This is a genomic window from Tessaracoccus zhenghani (assembly GCF_054552775.1).
In genome coordinates this window covers 2,265,161-2,279,375 of record NZ_CM137275.1, presented here as the reverse complement: position 1 = coordinate 2,279,375, position 14,215 = coordinate 2,265,161, and the positions used below count along the sequence as shown (strand labels likewise).

Genomic DNA, 14,215 nt, shown 5'->3' with positions numbered 1-14,215 from the left:
TGTCACTGACCCCGAAAGTAGGAGCACCCATGGCCGGCGGACTCGCAGCCCTCCTGGACGACATCGCCGCGATCGCGCGTGCTGCGGCCGCCTCCGTCGACGACGTGGCCGCGGCCGCCGCCAAGGCGTCGAGCAAAGCGGTGGGCGTCGTGGTCGACGACACGGCGGTCACCCCCCGCTACGTCCAGGGCTTCTCCCCTGATCGGGAACTGCCGGTGATCTGGCGGATCGCCAAGGGCTCCATCGTCAACAAGCTGGTCTTCATCCTCCCCGCCATCCTGTTGCTCAGCCAGTTCGCGAACTGGGCCCTGACACCGCTGCTGATGCTGGGCGGCCTCTACCTCTCCTACGAGGGCGTGGAGAAGATCTGGGAATCGGTGACCGGCCACTCCAAGGCGAAGAAGGCCCCGGCGCTGGTCAAGGGCGCCGACCACGAGAAGACGATGGTCAGCGGGGCCATCCGCACCGACTTCATCCTGTCGGCGGAGATCATGGTGATCTCACTCAACGAGGTGACGGATCTCGGCTTCTGGATGCGCGCCGCCTCCATGGTGGCGGTGGCGCTGGCCATCACCGTGCTGGTGTACGGCGTGGTGGCCATCATCGTCAAGATGGACGACCTGGGCCTCCACCTCGCCGCGAAGCCCAACTCGAAGCGCCTCGGAGAGGGCCTGGTCAAGGCCATGCCGGTGGTGCTCAGCGTGCTGTCCACCGTCGGGATCGCCGCGATGCTGTGGGTGGGCGGCCACATCCTGCTCGTCGGCATGCACGACCTCGGGTTCCACCCCATCTACAACTTCGTGCACGACCTCGAGGCGGCCGTCGGCGGGGGCCTCCTCGGCTGGCTGATCAACACCTTCTTCTCTGCAGTCATCGGCATCATCGCCGGCGCCATCCTCGTGGCGATCATGCACCTCCTCCCGTTCGGGAAGGGCCACGACGAGAACGGACACCCCGAAGCTGTCGAGGTGCCCGTCGTGCCGTCCGCCGAAAAGATGCGCGCAGCGCCCCGCGCGGAGCCGGGCGAAGCCTAGGCCTTCCCCAGGTCCTTCAGCGCGGGGCCCTCGAGCACGGTGCCGTCTGCCGCGAACCTCGACCCGTGCAGGGGGCAGTCCCAGGACTTCTCCGCGTCGTTCCAACGCACGACGCCCCCCAGGTGCGTGCACACCCCGGAGACCCGGCAGGTGACACCACCGACGGTGCTGGCCGCCACAGGCTTCCCGTCCAGCCGGCCCACGACGCCCTTGCCCTCGGCGGGCGGGTCGTCGGGCAGCGAGCTGAGTTCGCCGCGGAGCCAGTCCTTGGCGAGGTGCCCGGCCACCTTCACGTTGGCGCTCAGCGCCTCGCCGACGGCGCTGGCGGAGGTGCCGCGGTCCGTGAGCGTCTCTGCCCAGGGCATGGAACCGCCCAGCAGTTGGGCGCTCAGGTTCAGCGCGGCCGCCACAGCGTTGGTCATGCCCCACTTGTTGTAGCCGGTGGCCACGAAGATGTCGCCGTGCCCGCCGGGCAGCTTCCCCACATACGGCACCCGGTCCACGGTGGTGTAATCCTGTGCTGACCAGGAGTGGGTCATCTCCACGCCGGGGAAGACCGAGTCGGCCCAAGCGACGAGGCTCTGCAGCGCGGCCGCCTCCGAATCTGCGCGGCCGACGGTGTGGCCATGACCGCCCACCATCAGAAGCTGCTCCGGGCCGTCGTCGAGGGTGCGCAGCGAGTGGGTGGGGCTGTCGGCGCTGAGGTACATGCCCTGCGGGATCTGCCCGCTCGAGACGCGGTGCGCGGTGGCGTAGGAGCGCGAGGGCACCAGCTTGGCGAAGTAGCCGCCCCTGTCGAGCTGCGGGGTGCCGGTGGCCAGCACCACCCGGCCGGCCGTCAGTTCACCGCGGTTGGTGGTGACCCTCACTGGTGAATCGCCCTCAGCGTTCAGCAACCGCGTGTTCTCGAACACGACGCCGTTGTGGGCGAGCAGTTGACCCGCGAGTGCGTCGAGGACGGTGAGGGGGTGGATCTGCGCCTGGTCCAGCATCGTGAGGGCTCCGGTGGTGGCGAACGGGAGCTCGGTCTGGTCCGTCCAGACGACCTCCTCCAGGCCGGCGGCCTGACAGGCCTCCAGTTCCTTGCGCAGTTTGCCCGCGCCGTCGGAGGTGGTGGCGTAGGTGTAGGCCGTGCGGCGTTGGAACTCGACGCCCTCGGTCTCCAGGAAGCGCACCAGCCACGCCTGGCCTTCGCGCTGACCCTCGACGTAGGCGCGTAGCACCTTCTCACTCTGATGTGAACGGATGCCGCTGAGGGACAAGCCCTGCAGCAGGGACAGTTTCGCCGTGGTGTTTCCGGTGGTGACGGCCCCGACGCTGCGTGCTTCCACGACGGCGACCGTCAGCCCGGTGCGGGCGAGGAGGAGTGCGGTGGTGAGGCCGGTGAGACCGGCCCCGGCGACGACGACGTCGTAGTGGGCGCCGGCGCTGAACGCAGCGGTGAAATCAGTCTTCGGAGGGTGAGTTGCAAACCAGTAGGACTCCATGTGACATCGTACGCCGGGGACGGGGCCACTCAGCAGTGATGCGCGAAACCCCTCGTGCTGAACGCAGTCCTGAGAGTTCTTCAGTGAAAGCCAGTTGAACAGGCTCTGACGAGCAGCTACTTCTTCGATGAAACAGATGTTCCTGAGAACCAGATTTGGATTTCTCAGGTTCGGGTGCCTAATATCTCCGGGTCACTCATTCGGAAGGCACCCCCCATATGTTGAAGCGAGCGATCCACCTCCTGGTCGCGGCCGTCATGGCCGTGACGCTGAGCGTGGCCTACGGAGGCGACGCACAGGCGGCCGGCGGCAGCGTCTACACGCAGCCCGGTCACCACCTGGTCAACGGCCGCTACTGGCGCACCAACTGTGAAATGTATTCCCCGGAGGTCGTGCGATGCAGCACCGACATCTGGGCCACGAGCGTCGTGAACCACCAGGGCCGGTTCGTCACGCACGACGGCTGGGTCTTCAACACGCTCACCTACCTCCCGTCAGACCGCGCCTCCTGGGGCAGCAACCCGCTCGCCAACGCCGGCGACTGGGTGGGCAAGGACGGCCGCCGCTGGAAGACCGAGTGTGACACCGCCGCCACCGGACGCGGGGCCTGCCGCTCCTACGCTGTGACCACCACCATCGAGACGGCCACGGGCACCTACACCTCAGCGAAGGCCTGGGTCATCAACAACATCGTGCAGTTCTCCACGGCGAGCGTGCCCGCGGTGACCAGGATTCCGGCTCCGGCCCCGGCGCTCAGCTGGGTGCCCGTCGAGAAACCCCTCCCCGACGTCACCGTCGGCCAGCAGGCGGCCAAGGCGGCGCTGACCAAGGTGGGCTCCGCCTACCGGTACGGGAACGCGGGTCCGTCCACGTTCGACTGCTCCGGCCTGACCTCCTGGGCCTACCAGCAGGTGGGCGTGACGCTTCCGCGCACCTCGAGTGCGCAGATCTCCGTGGGGAAGCGGGTGGCCAAGAGTGAACTCCAGCCGGGCGACCTGGTGTTCTACTACAGTCCGATCAGCCACGTGGGCATCTACATCGGCAACGGACAGATCGTCGACGCGGCCAACCCGAGCACCGGCGTTCGGGTGGCCTCCCTCAACTCCATGCCGTTCGCGGGCGCGACCCGCGTCGTGGGTGCCTGAGGCACCTCTCCCTGAACGAGCCCATCGCCCTGTCCCCCCACAGTGCGGTGGGCTCCCTCACACCCGCTCGACGTCGATCAGCAGTGCCACCTCGGGGAAGCGGCCGGCCAGCCGGATGCCGACGCTCGCCAACTGGCGGCCCGTCATGACGCCCAGCTCGTGGCCCAGCCCGGCCAGGGACACCGTGTACCGGGAGTCCGGCTCCAGCCCTGGGAGCCGGATCTCGCCGAGCTCCGGCATCATCGGCTCGTCGATCACGGCGAGGGAGAACAGCGCCCGCGCCGGGGTGACCACACCCTTCAGGAAGAGGTGGGGGCTGCCCATGTCGACGCGGACCAGGCGGCCGGTGTGGAGCAGTTCACGTACCTGCTTGTAGAAGCCGATGATGAGCTGCAGCGCCCCGAGCTCCTCCCCGGTGGCCTGCGTGAGGTCCCATTCGATACCCAGGTGGCCGAAGAGCGCGGTAGCGGCGCGGAACTCGATGCTGTGGCTGCGGCCCGTGGTGTGTGACTGGCCGGACGCGATGTGGCTGCCCATCAGTTCGAGCGGCAGGAGTTGGCCGGTCCACCAGAGCATGCGCTGGCGCGAGTGGGGATCGATGTTGTCGGAGACCCAGACCCGCTCGACGCGCTGCAGCACCTCGAGGTCGATGCGGGCGCCGCCGGAGCTGCACGACTCAAACTCCGTGTCCGGATGCAGTTCCCGCAGTTCGTCGAGCAGTCGGTAGAACGCGCGGGTCTGCGCGGAGACGCCCGGCCGCCCGGCGTCCACGGCCGAGCCTGCGTCGACGAGATCGCGGTTGTGGTCCCACTTCACGTAGTCGACCGCGTACTCGGCGAGGACGGCCGAGACCTGGTCACGGACGTGGCGGTAGGCGTCGTCGACGGCGAGGTTCAGCACCTGCTGGTTGCGCCACTGACCGGGGAGGCGACCCGCGGGCTGGAGGATCCACTCGGGATGGGCACGCGCCACGTCGGAATCCGGGTTGACCATCTCCGGCTCGAACCAGAGGCCGAACTGCATGCCGCGTTCCCGCACGTGGTCCACCAGGGGATGGAGCCCTTCGGGGTAGGCGTCGGCGCTGACCACCCAGTCGCCGAGGCCCGCGGTGTCGTCGCGCCTGGCACCGAACCAGCCGTCGTCGAGGACGAAGCGCTCGACGCCGACGTCGGCGGCCCGGTCGACGAGCCGCCGCAGGTGCCCGGCGTCGTGGTTGAAGTAGACGGCCTCCCACGAGTTGAGGGTGACCGGCCGGGGGCTGTCCGGATGGACCGGGAGCGAACGGAGGTACCGGTGGAAGCGCCAGGCCTGCGCATCGAGACCGGCCGCGTGGTTGAAGTAGACCCAGGGAGACGTGTAGCTCTCCCCCGCCGTGAGGCGACCCTCGCCGGGCAGCAGCAGTTCGCCGCCGCCCACCACCTGGACGCCCGGCATGACGCGCTCGACGTAATGGACGTGGTTGCCGCTCCAGGCGGTGTGGACGGCCCAGATCTCGCCGCCGTCGTAGCCGAAACCACGCTCGCCCACGTGCAGGATGTAGGCGGCGTCGTGCCCGGTGCGCCCGCGGCGCCCTTCCCGGCGGTGGGTGCCGATGGTGAGGTCGAAGCGCTGGGGCACTCGTTCGGACGCCCAACGGCCGCCGAAATCGAGCACCTCAGCGGCGCGGTTGGGGATGGGCAGCGCGAGATTGAGCTGGTCGACGGTGAAGGCGTCCTCACCGGTGTTGCCGACGGTGGCCTGTGCCCGGACGAGCCCCTCAGGCAGTAGTTCTACCCGCAGTGTCAGCGTCAACTCCGCGTCCGGTGCCGTGGCGGTGAAAACCACCGCGCCGGGGCCGGCTGCAGTGAAGCCGTCTTCCACGTCGGCGCCGGCCAAGGTGATCGACGTGAGTTCCCAGGCCGGCGTCCACGCGCGGCCGTCCCGGGAGCCGACCAGTCCGGGCGTGCCCATCCAGCCATAACGCGCCTCCGGTACCAGCCCGACGCGCAGCGGCGCCAGGATGGCGTTGTGCTCGGCCGCGTAGCCGGCGGCGCCGAGCATGGCCTGCATATCCGCTGCCGTGACCTCGCCGATGTCGGTCCCCCAGTGCCTTACTTCAGGCAGCCCGCCGTCGGTGGTCAGCACGAGCGAGACACCGTCGGCCCGCAGATGGATGGTCGTGGCCATGGATGGCGCCTCACTCTCGAAGGGGTACCGGACCATCCTAGGGATCCCGCGGCCCGGCAGTCGCCGTCATCTGACCCTCCCGCGGCCTGAGCCAAGAAACCACGACGCGGTAGTTTGCTTCTCCTGAAACCCCGGCAATGCGCCACTGACAGGGCACGTTCCACTTCCATCGCTAGCCACAGCCATTTCACGGGAGAAAAATACTTTCACTCCAACCCAAAACACGAGTTTCCTGTGTCATGATTGCGCTCCCGGCTGACCTGCGGTGAAGGTTCGCAAACGCGGGGCACCTCTGAGGGAGACACCGATGTCAACGCCCACACATCCTCGTCCCGTACGGCACAGCCGCAGGATCGCGATTGGAATCGCCACCGTGCTGATGGCCCAGCTCTGGGCGGCCCCGCCGAGCCCGGTGGTGGCTGCGCCGGGCGACCAGATCGTCGCGGAGAACCAACTCCCCGGCAGTCCCGCCACTGAGTGGGACGTCGACGGGTACGGGTCAGACACCATCTAGGGCTTCGCCACCGACATCAGCGTCAACGTGGGCGGCACCGTCGGCTTCAAGATCGACACGCCCTCCACCGACTACCGCATCGACATCTACCGGCTGGGCTGGTACGACGGGGACGGTGCCCGGAAGGTGGCCACCCTCGACAACCCCACCCTGGTCAACCAGCCCGAATGCCAGCTGGCCGAACCCGCCCCCGAAAACCTGCTCGACTGTGGGAACTGGAGCCCATCGGCGTCGTGGGCGGTGCCGGCCGACGCAGTGTCCGGCATCTACATCGCCCGGCCCACCCGCGAGGACGTTGGCGGAGATCTCGCCAGCCACATCCCCTTCATCGTGCGTGACGACGCCAGCACCTCAGAGGTGTTCTTCCAGGCCTCCACCACCACGTGGCAGTCCTACAACGCCTACGGCGGCTACAACCTCGCGTGAAGGCATTCAGCGACTGCCGGTCAGCCCAGAATCCGCCCGTGATGTCGACGTCGCGGATCCCCAGCGGCCGCCACCGGCCCCTGCTGGGCGCGATGGGCAGGCCGAAATCGCGCCGGACGTCGTGCGTCGCGGTCATGACTCCTTCTCTTCCTCTTCGTAGGCCTCGATGACGTGCACCTTCGCGTTGGACGGCGACTCCGGGTCGAAGACGTGGCCGAGGAACTCCGACACCAACTTCAACGCCAACTCGCGTCCGATGACCCGCTCCCCGAGACACAGCACCTGGCCGTTGTTGGACTTCACCAGACGCTCAACCGAGTAGGAGTCGTGCGCGGTGCTGGCCCTGACCCCCGGCACCTTGTTGGCGGCGATCGCCACGCCCATCCCTGTGCCGCACACGAAGATCCCGCGGTCCGCCTCCCCGGCCGCGATCAGGCGTGCGCCCTCGACGGCGAGGTGCGGATAGGCGGTCGGGTCCGTGTCGGCCTTCACGCCGACGTCGATGACCGCGTCCACCCGGTCGTCCGTGGCGAGCAGGGCCGCAATGGCGTCCTTGTAACCCACCCCGGCCTGGTCTGCCGCCAGCACGATTCTGTACCCCATGATTTCGCCTCCTACTTCGTGAGCACAGCGGAGACGGCCTGCGCGCACAGGGCGAACGAGACGGCTCCCGGGTCGGGATGGCCGACGCTGCGCTCAGCCAGCGGCCTCGCACGGCCCTTCCGGGGGGTCAGCGAAACGGTCGCGTCCGCGGCCTCCTTGGCCACCGCGGTGGCCTCCGCCCAGGCGTCGGCCGCGTCCCTGCCTTGTTCGGCAGCGGCGGCCAGCGAGTCGCGGAAGGGTACAGCCGCGTCGATGATGGTCTTGTCCCCCACTTCGGCCTTGCCCAGGGCGGTCATGGCCTCGACATAAGCCCCGATGGCCGCCGCGAGCCTGCGCGCATCCACCGGATCCTCGTTGCCGAACGCCGCGCCGAAGGCCCGCAGCGCAGCCCCCCACAGCACGCCCGAGGCGCCACCGGCGTTGTCCGCCCAGGCGTCGCCTGCTGCGGCGAGGACTCCGGCGGCGCCCCATCCGTCGGTCAGGGCCGTGCGCGCAGCGTCGGTGGCGAACCCGATCCCGCGCACCATGCCGCGGCCGTGGTCGCCGTCACCGGCAACGGAATCGATGCGTGCCAACTCCTCCTCGGCCTCGTGGAGGACGCGCTTCATGCTCTCGAGCGCGGCGACGGCGGTCTCGGCCACCCCACGCGAGGCGTCGGAGCCCACCACCGGCACCTCCACGGCATCGGCCTCCTCGGCCGCCGGTGCATCGCCCGCGGCCACCCGTTCGGCCGCGAGACTGCCGCGCTTCCACGCCGGGGTGTCGGCCGGATCCAGCCAGAGCTCCTCGAGCTCGTCGTCCAGCCAGCACACCGTCAGGGACACCCCGCCCATGTCGAGGCTGGTGACCAGTTCGCCCACCTCGGGGCCCACCAGTTCGAGCCCGTGGTCGCGGAGCCGCGCGGCCACGATGCCCCAGAGGAGGAACAGCTCCTCGTACTTGGTGGAGCCCAGGCCGTTGAGGATGGGAGCCACCCTGCCGGAAGCACCGGCGGGTCGCTCCTCGAGGAGCCGGTCCACCATGAGGTCCGCCAAATCGTTGGCCGGCAGCCAGTCCACGTCTCTGAGCCCCGGCTCGCCGTGGATGCCCAGCCCGAAGCCCATCTTTCCCTCGGGGACGGTGAAGTGGGGATGGTCCGCGCCCGGGAAGGTGCACCCGGAGAAGGCGAGCCCGATGCTGAAGGTCAGCTCGTTCGCATGGTTGCCGAGCCGCTCCACCTCGTCGATGTCGTGTCCGCGCTCCGCAGCGGCGCCCATCACCTTGAACACCACGAAGTCGCCCGCGATCCCGCGGCGCTTGTCCTTCTCGTGGGCGCTGGCGCTGGCCACGTCGTCGGTGACGATGACCTGGCGCGCGTCGATGCCCTCAGCCTGGAGTCGCTCGCCCGCCGCGCTGAAGTTCATCACGTCGCCGGCGTAATTGCCGTAGGTGTAGATGACCCCGGCGCCCGAGTTGGCGGCCCGGCCCACCGAGTAGGCATGGGAGGCCGACGGCGAGGTGAACAGGTTGCCGATGATCGCCCCGTCGGCGAAACCGGGGCCGACCACGCCGGCGAAGGCCGGGTAATGGCCGGAGCCGCCGCCCACCAGGACGGCGACCTTGGCCTTGGCCGGGCGCTGGGCGCGCACCACCCCTCCGACGACGGCCCGGACCCGATCTGAGTAGAGGTCCACGAACCCTGCCACCGCATCGTCGGTGAACTCCGCGGGATCGTTGTAGATGGTGGTCATGACAGTGACTCCTTCCGGGGCCAGACGACAGCGGTGTGGTGACCAGAGGGCAGCGACGCCACGACGCTCCCGGCGTCGGGTCCGAGCACGAGTTCGGAGCCGTCGGGTGCCTCGAAATCTGCATCGACGAAGCGGACGCGGCCCAACTCGGAACTGGTGACCACCTCAGTCCGGCTGGCCTCGTCCGGGAGGTCCGAGACGACGGTGACCGCACCGTCGTTCTCCACCCGGAGGTCGATCCGGCCACCGTCGAGCTGCACCGGGTCCGTCTCGCCGTCGAAGGGCCGCGCGGCGCCGAGGTAGACGTTGTCGCGGGCCACGACGGCCTGCTTGATGCCGGTGAAGCGGCGGTGGTCGCCGGATCGCACTCCGGTGCGCTCCAGGAATTCCTCGAAGCTGGCCGGGTGGCCGTCGTAGACAGCCGTGCCGTAGCCCGCCTCCGCCGCCTCGGGCAGTTCGATGCGATAGTTCTCGCGCTCCGGATCGCCGCCGAAGACGTTGCCGATGAACCGGTCGTCGCCCCCGACGATGACGGCGTAGCCGGAGACGCGGGTGCTGTGCGGCCGGTGGTACGGCGTCGCACGGTCGAGGACGGGCTCGATCCGCAGGCTGCCGAGGAACAGGTTGCCGACGTAGGCGCCGCCCTGGCTGAAGTTCTCCAGCGAGACGGGGGAGCCGAACACGTTGTGGTCCACGATGTAGGGCCCGTGGCTGACTTCGACGAAGAAGTCGCGGCTGTTGGAATGCAACACGTTGCCGGAGATGCGGGTGCCCTGGGTCTGCCAGTCCAGCCACAGGCCGAGCGAGCAGTCGTGGATGTGGTTGCCGATCAACTGCACGTCGATCGGCGCGTGGAGCTTGATGCCGCCGATCTCATGCCCGTAGAACTGGCGGCGGATGCCGATGTTGTAGATGTGGTTGTCCTCGATGGTGGAGAACACGCACCCCAGGTGACCGACGACCCCGTTCTGGCCGCAGTCGTAGATGGTGTTGCGGCGCACCACGTGCGACCCGATCCGTTCCCGGCTCCAGCCGTAGTCCTCGGCGACGAAGACCGACTCGAGCTGGTACTGGTAGCCGGGCTTGTCCCTGCGCACCGTGGCGAAGTTCTGGCCGGTGCTGCCCTCCTTGCCCAGCGAGATCGCGGAGCACTTGGAGTCGTGCAGCACGTTGTCCTCGATGATCCAGCCCTTCGCCCAGTTGGGGCCCACCATGCCGGGCTGGTCAGCGGTCGGGGGCACCCAGGGGGTGGCTGCGTGGCGGATCTCGAAGCCGCGCAGCGTGATGTAGTCGACGTGGTTGGCCTCGGGGTAGAAGACCGAGCGGCGCACGTTGATCTCGACGGTTTCGTTGCGGGGGTCCGCGTCGCCGAAGTGGGCGTGGATGGTGGTGTGGTCATCGTCGACCTCGGCATGCCAGACCAGGCGACTCGGCGCTTCGGTGCCGGCCTGGGGAATGCCGGTCCAGTCGTCGACGATGGTCTCCTGTGGGCCCGGGTGCCGGACGTCGTCCAGCGAGGGCACCTCGAGGAGGGCCCTGCCACCCAGGTAGACCTCCCCCAGATGCAGCTCGGGTTCGTCCTGGGAGGGTCGCACCAGCCAGTCGCCCGCGATCACCTCCGCGTACGGGTTGAACTCCCCGAAGAGTGCGTTGTCGACGACGGTGCGCCAGACACCGTCGCCGACGGGCTCCCAGCCGGTGACCTCCTCGGAGCCGGTGAGCACGACGTGCTCGCCGGGGGCCGCGGTGAAGGTGATGCGCCGGTTGTTGCTGAGGCCGCCATGCGGGGGCTTGACCCACTCCCGGTAGATGCCTTCGTGCACCACCACGGTGTCGCCGGGGCGGGCGAGCGCGGCGGCCCTGTTGAGGGTGGCGAGGGGGGATTCAGGGGTGCCTTCGTTGGAGTCGGCGCCGCGCTTCGAGACGTGGATGTCCATGGACGTGAGTTCTCCTCAGTGGATGGGCCCGTTGGCCAGGAAGGTGGCGATGGCCGAGTCGTCCTCGGCGTCGAGCCCTGCCTTCTTCGCCATGCGGTACAGGTTTTCGGCGGCCTGAGCGACCGCGGTAGGGAGTTGGTGGCCGCGGGTGAGCTCGCCGACGATGCCCATGTCCTTGGCGATGACGTCGACGCGGGAACGAAGCTCGGGCTTCTCCCCGCGGAGCTGCTGGACCATGCGCGGGCCGCGGTCGGCCAGCATGAACGACGCGGCTGCCCCCCTGTTCAGGGTGTCGACGCAGAGGTCGAGATCCAGGCCCATCGCGTCGGCCATGGCCAGCGCCTCGGCCGCGGCGGCTGTGTGGATTCCGCACAGCAACTGGTTGACGGCCTTCATGTTCTGCCCGTCGCCCACGCCGCCCATCACCACGACGGTCGACGCCATGGCGTGCAGCACCGCGTCGCAGCGTTCCAGCACCTCATGACTGCCGCCCGCGGTGATGAGCAGGTCGCCTGCCCGGGCGCGCACGGCGCCGCCCGAGACGGGGGCATCGACGGTGCCGACGCCCCTCTCCCCGAGCCGCGCGGCCACGTCGTTGACGACGGCGGAGCCCACCGTCGAGGTGATGATGACGGCGGCGCCGGGGGCGAGGGAGTCGCCTGCTCCGTCGCCGCCGAAGAGGGCCGCTTCCAGTTGGGCGCCGTCCCGAACGGCGACGACCACATGGGTGGCTCCGGCGACGGCCGCACGGACGGTGGCGACGGGGCGCACCCCGTCGGCGGCGGCAAGGTCGCGGCGCTGGGCCGACACGTCGAACCCCCGCACCTCCCAGCGCTCCGCCAGCCGGGCGGCGATGGGCAGCCCCATGGCGCCGAGGCCAAGGACGGCGATCACGTCAGTCACTTCGGCTCCTTCAGCGCCACCGCCAGCATGCGGCGGATGTAGTCGCGGTTCTCCGCGGAGACAGTGAGACCGTCCCCGCCGTAGTGCTCCACGCAGAAGGGCCCGTCGAACCCCGCCTCGACGGCGATCTGGATGGCGCGCCGGTAGTTGGCGCTCCCGTGGGCCATGGGGGCCGGGAGGCTGACGACGTTGCCCGCCGCCTCCTCACTGCGGAAGTAGTTCTTCACGTGCCAGTAGTTGGCGTGCGGCAGGCAGCGCTCGACGGCGGTCAGGAAATCCTCGACGGGGCGGTGCAGCCGGTAGAGGTTGCCCAGGTCCGGGTTGAGGCCGACGTTGGCCAGGCCGATGTCGCGCACGAGGCGCACCGCGGATTCCGAGGAGCCGAGCAGCGTGTCCTCGTACATCTCCAGTGACATCTCCAGCCCGAGCCCCGCCGCATGCAGGCCGAGTTCGCGCAGCCGAGCGACGGCCAGGCCCCACGTCGCGGCGTCGGTGGCATCGACGGGACCGGGCGCCGTCCAGAACCAGAACGCTTCGCGCTGCTCGGGGGTGAGGGGGCGGTGCAGGCCGAAGGAGACGACCTTCGAGCCGACGACCCCGGCGGCCTCCAGCACCCGGTGCGAGTATTCGAGGTTGGCGTCGCCGGCCTCCGGGTCGATCACGCTGCGCCGGATGGCGGACACGGCGACCGGGTTGAGGCCCAGGTCGCCCAGGACAGCGCGGAGCTCGTCGAGGCGGGCGGCGTCGAGGTCGCCGATGCGCACCCAGTTGTCGGTGAGGTCGACCTCGGTGAAGCCCTCGCGGAGCACCTGGTCGAGTTGGTTGCGCCACACCGCGGCGGGCGCATCCTGGGAGTCCGGGAAGGGCAGCATCGCCGCGGCGATGGGCCAGTTGGCTGAGGTGTGGGACGGCATTCGGCTCCTTTGCCTGGACGTCGTGCGGACCATTGGGGCGCGGAGAACCCGACGTGAAGTTTCCTGCGCTCAACGAAACTTTCTTCGACGTTAACACCGGATGGTGGCCCCGGCAAGGGTATTGTTTTATTTCAATACAATTCCTGGCAAGGCCGCCAGCCATCTTTCACGCCGCACAGCCGGGCTCGCCGCCGAGCCCCGCTCCGACAGCCTGAGGAGTGAGATGACCTCGAGTTCCGTTGCCAAGCCCACGCTGGCAGCCGTCGCAACCAGGGCCGGAGTGTCCCTCGCGACCGCCTCCAAGGTGGCCAACGGGAGACCGGACGTGGCCGACGGCACCCGGATCCGCGTCGAACGCGCCATCCTGGAACTGGGCTACGAGACCAATCGGCGCACCCCGTCGGCCGCGCGCCCCTCCATCGCCTTCCTCGCCGACGTGATCACCAGCACCTACGCGATGGAGGTGTTGGGCGGGGCGGTGCGAGCCGCCGAGGAGCTGGGGATCGACCTCGTCGTCGAGCGGGCGCATCGGCAGACGGACCCTGAAGGGCTCCTGAGCAGCGCGGCGCTGACCCAGCGCCTGTTGGCCGCGAACAGGATCGGTGCGGTGCTGCTCACTGCGGGCGTCGGCGGCGATGTCTACTCCACCGTCCTGGGCGCGAGGCTCCCCATGGTGGTCATCGACCCACTCGACTCCGACCGCCCGGACGTCGTGTCCGTGGGGGCCACCAACTGGCTCGGCGGCCGCTCGGCGGCGGAACACTTGCTCAGCCTCGGCCATTCGAGGATCGCCGCCATCTGCGGGCCCGTCCGGTCCATGAGCGCGACCGCCAGGCTGGACGGCTTCCTCTCCACCTGCAGCAACGCCGGGGCGACGGTGCCCGATCGCTGGCTGCGACGCTGCGCCTTCGACGCCCAGGAGGCCGCCGAGATCGCGGCCCGGTGGTTCTCCGACGACGAGCCACCCAGCGCCATCATGACCGGCAGCGACCTGCAGGCCATGGGAGTGCTCAGCGCGGCGCATGCGGCGGGGCTGCGGATCCCCGACGAGCTGAGCATCATCGGGTACGACGACACGCCACTGGCCACCTGGGCGACCCCCGCGCTCACCGCGGTGCGCCAGCCGCTCGCCGATATCGGCCGACGCGCCGTGGAGACGGCACACCTCATCCACCGTGGCCAGGTGCCTGAATCGCGGCACATCGAGTTGGCGACGAGGTTGATCGTCCGCCAGTCGACCGGCCGCGCCCCCTGAACCCGTCCCGCAAATTTCTGGTGGCCCCCGAAAGTTTCCGCATCACCCGGACACGCGGTACCTGCTGTGGCAGTCTTTGTATATCGACACAACAAAAGCAA

Annotated in this window: 12 protein-coding genes; 5 read left to right on the top strand and 7 right to left on the bottom strand. The window is 69.2% G+C overall.

What is annotated here, in order from left to right; genetic code table 11:
• Positions 1-29: 29 nt before the first annotated feature.
• On the top strand, positions 30-1,034 hold the full coding sequence (locus ACX1DX_RS10815; protein ID WP_182763060.1) for a DUF808 domain-containing protein: 1,005 nt from the start codon (positions 30-32) through the stop codon (positions 1,032-1,034).
• Here the strand turns inward: ACX1DX_RS10815 and ACX1DX_RS10810 are convergent.
• Positions 1,031-2,521 carry an FAD-dependent oxidoreductase gene (locus tag ACX1DX_RS10810; protein ID WP_459396614.1) on the bottom strand — a complete coding sequence of 497 codons (1,491 nt, stop codon included), beginning with the start codon at positions 2,519-2,521 and terminating at the stop codon, positions 1,031-1,033. The genes ACX1DX_RS10815 and ACX1DX_RS10810 overlap by 4 nt on opposite strands.
• 218 nt (positions 2,522-2,739) lie before the next feature.
• Between ACX1DX_RS10810 and ACX1DX_RS10805 the strand changes: the two genes are divergently transcribed.
• Positions 2,740-3,666 carry a C40 family peptidase gene (locus ACX1DX_RS10805; RefSeq protein WP_459396613.1) on the top strand — a complete coding sequence of 309 codons (927 nt, stop codon included), beginning with the start codon at positions 2,740-2,742 and terminating at the stop codon, positions 3,664-3,666.
• Positions 3,667-3,723: 57 nt separating this feature from the next.
• On the opposite strand, the gene ACX1DX_RS10800 is transcribed toward ACX1DX_RS10805, so the two are convergent.
• Positions 3,724-5,832 (bottom strand): alpha-galactosidase, encoded by a 2,109-nt coding sequence (locus tag ACX1DX_RS10800; protein ID WP_459396612.1) that lies wholly within the window; start codon positions 5,830-5,832, stop codon positions 3,724-3,726.
• 373 nt (positions 5,833-6,205) lie between these two features.
• On the opposite strand from ACX1DX_RS10800, the gene ACX1DX_RS10795 reads away from it, so the two are divergent.
• Both ACX1DX_RS10795 and ACX1DX_RS10790 read left to right on the top strand, forming a co-directional pair.
• A complete protein-coding gene (locus ACX1DX_RS10795; protein WP_459396611.1) occupies positions 6,206-6,346 on the top strand; it encodes a hypothetical protein in 141 nt (46 codons plus the stop codon).
• Between the two features lie 27 nt (positions 6,347-6,373).
• Positions 6,374-6,772: a N,N-dimethylformamidase beta subunit family domain-containing protein gene (locus ACX1DX_RS10790; RefSeq protein WP_459396610.1), complete on the top strand. Its 399-nt coding sequence runs from the start codon at positions 6,374-6,376 to the stop codon at positions 6,770-6,772.
• Between the two features lie 132 nt (positions 6,773-6,904).
• On the opposite strand, the gene ACX1DX_RS10785 is transcribed toward ACX1DX_RS10790, so the two are convergent.
• The 5 genes from ACX1DX_RS10785 to ACX1DX_RS10765 are packed head-to-tail and all read right to left on the bottom strand — an operon-like array spanning position 6,905 to position 12,859.
• Complete coding sequence (locus tag ACX1DX_RS10785) at positions 6,905-7,375, bottom strand: ribose-5-phosphate isomerase (RefSeq protein ID WP_459396609.1); 471 nt, start codon at positions 7,373-7,375, stop codon at positions 6,905-6,907.
• A gap of 11 nt (positions 7,376-7,386) precedes the next feature.
• Complete coding sequence (locus tag ACX1DX_RS10780; protein ID WP_459396608.1) at positions 7,387-9,105, bottom strand: dihydroxyacetone kinase family protein; 1,719 nt, start codon at positions 9,103-9,105, stop codon at positions 7,387-7,389.
• The gene (locus tag ACX1DX_RS10775; RefSeq protein WP_459396607.1) at positions 9,102-11,042 is read right to left on the bottom strand and encodes a right-handed parallel beta-helix repeat-containing protein; all 1,941 of its coding nucleotides are present in this window, start codon (positions 11,040-11,042) and stop codon (positions 9,102-9,104) included. The genes ACX1DX_RS10780 and ACX1DX_RS10775 overlap by 4 nt, the downstream gene beginning before the upstream one ends.
• 15 nt (positions 11,043-11,057) lie before the next feature.
• On the bottom strand, positions 11,058-11,945 hold the full coding sequence (locus ACX1DX_RS10770) for an NAD(P)-dependent oxidoreductase (RefSeq protein WP_459396606.1): 888 nt from the start codon (positions 11,943-11,945) through the stop codon (positions 11,058-11,060).
• Positions 11,942-12,859 (bottom strand): sugar phosphate isomerase/epimerase family protein, encoded by a 918-nt coding sequence (locus ACX1DX_RS10765; protein WP_459396605.1) that lies wholly within the window; start codon positions 12,857-12,859, stop codon positions 11,942-11,944. Before ACX1DX_RS10765 ends, ACX1DX_RS10770 begins: the two co-directional genes overlap by 4 nt.
• Before the next feature lie 223 nt (positions 12,860-13,082).
• Here ACX1DX_RS10765 and ACX1DX_RS10760 point away from each other — a divergent pair, with 223 nt between their 5' ends.
• Positions 13,083-14,114 (top strand): LacI family DNA-binding transcriptional regulator, encoded by a 1,032-nt coding sequence (locus ACX1DX_RS10760; protein WP_182763071.1) that lies wholly within the window; start codon positions 13,083-13,085, stop codon positions 14,112-14,114.
• The last annotated feature ends 101 nt before the right edge of the window (positions 14,115-14,215 follow it).

Coding starts and splice junctions, on each gene's coding strand:
- ACX1DX_RS10805 (WP_459396613.1), top strand. CDS start 2,740: ATGTTGAAGCGAGCGATCCACCTCCTGGTCGCGGCCGTCATGGCCGTG.
- ACX1DX_RS10765 (WP_459396605.1), bottom strand. CDS start 12,859: ATGCCGTCCCACACCTCAGCCAACTGGCCCATCGCCGCGGCGATGCTG.
- ACX1DX_RS10780 (WP_459396608.1), bottom strand. CDS start 9,105: ATGACCACCATCTACAACGATCCCGCGGAGTTCACCGACGATGCGGTG.
- ACX1DX_RS10760 (WP_182763071.1), top strand. CDS start 13,083: ATGACCTCGAGTTCCGTTGCCAAGCCCACGCTGGCAGCCGTCGCAACC.
- ACX1DX_RS10775 (WP_459396607.1), bottom strand. CDS start 11,042: ATGGACATCCACGTCTCGAAGCGCGGCGCCGACTCCAACGAAGGCACC.
- ACX1DX_RS10810 (WP_459396614.1), bottom strand. CDS start 2,521: ATGGAGTCCTACTGGTTTGCAACTCACCCTCCGAAGACTGATTTCACC.
- ACX1DX_RS10800 (WP_459396612.1), bottom strand. CDS start 5,832: ATGGCCACGACCATCCATCTGCGGGCCGACGGTGTCTCGCTCGTGCTG.
- ACX1DX_RS10785 (WP_459396609.1), bottom strand. CDS start 7,375: ATGGGGTACAGAATCGTGCTGGCGGCAGACCAGGCCGGGGTGGGTTAC.
- ACX1DX_RS10815 (WP_182763060.1), top strand. CDS start 30: ATGGCCGGCGGACTCGCAGCCCTCCTGGACGACATCGCCGCGATCGCG.